This is a genomic window from Nostoc sp. 106C (genome assembly GCF_002154725.1).
Lineage (GTDB): Bacteria > Cyanobacteriota > Cyanobacteriia > Cyanobacteriales > Nostocaceae > Aulosira.
The window spans coordinates 1-1124 of sequence record NZ_MTAW01000069.1 but is presented as its reverse complement, the minus strand read 5'-3'; the positions used below and the strand labels follow the sequence as shown (position 1 = coordinate 1124).

The following is a 1124-nucleotide window of genomic DNA, read 5'->3' as shown; positions in this document are numbered from 1 at the left end:
TATAGCAATCCTAAATGGTTCATGAGAAAACACCATATTCATGGAGCTTAGGAAAGTTAAAAATTTGACAATTAAGTGATAACTCAAAAAAAGCCTTGACAATAGAGAAGGAATGACAAAAAAAATAAAACTCTCGAATCAGTCTTTTCCCTTGCAACCAAATATCTTCTACAGGATTTTGTTGAGGTGCATTCGGGGCAAATCTTTCACAAGTTATCAACCATTCTTCTTTGTCTAAGTTAGTATTCAAAGAGTCTAAATAATCTTTGATCTGTTGCGAGCGATGATAACTAGCGCCATCCCAAATGATTAAAAGTTTTGCGCCTGGACGTTGTGAGCGGAGATACTCCAAAAAAGCAATTGTGTTTTCCGAGTTCCCTTTATTGGCAGTATGGGTGAGAAATTCTTTCGTTTTATAGTCTAACGCACCAAAGTATGTCTGTTTATCACGAGCATTGACAACTGGAATTGAAATGCGCTCGCTCATTTTACCCCAGATATATCCTATTATATCTCCCCAGAGTAAGTGACATTCATCAATCATGAAGACAACTAGCTCTCCCGACTCAATTTCGGCTCGTCTCGTCTCCAACAATTCACAAATTTCTTTTTTTTTGAGGCGACTAATTCTGGGTCATGCTTTGGATTCTTAGCTTGAGCTTTTTTCCAACTAATACGTGCTTCATTAAACAAATCATAGTAACTTTGTTTAGACTCAAATATCACTCCATACTTAGATGCAAGTTGATACTCTAACTCATTAAAAGTCCATTGCTCCTTCGTTTGCAACCATTCAATCACAGCCCTATGTTGTTGTGTATCCAAAAATCCTTTGCTTCCTTTATATGCTAACTTTAAACCCTCAACTCCGTTTTGAAAAAATGCTTTTTTCCATGTACTTATAAAGCCTGACGAAACACCCAAAATTGGCATTATCTCCTTATGTTTATATCCACATAGCAGCATCTTGACTGCCATTGCTCGTATAATTTCACGTTTATCCTGGCTATGTTTGATAAAATCTTCTAATGATTGTATCCACATCGCTATATCCAAATACCTGTTGCAAAAATTACTTTAATCTCGCTTCAGTATTTTCTCACAAATGATTCCGGATTGCTATA

Annotated in this window: 1 protein-coding gene; it reads right to left on the bottom strand. The window is 36.2% G+C overall.

Annotation, left to right across the window (positions count from 1 at the left end; genetic code table 11):
* Window positions 1-19: 19 nt before the first annotated feature.
* A protein-coding gene (locus BV375_RS07035) for an IS630 family transposase (protein WP_143842017.1) occupies window positions 20-1038 on the bottom strand; the annotation gives its coding sequence in 2 pieces (ribosomal slippage) (window positions 20-618 and window positions 618-1038; 1020 coding nt in all).
* Window positions 1039-1124: the final 86 nt, after the last annotated feature.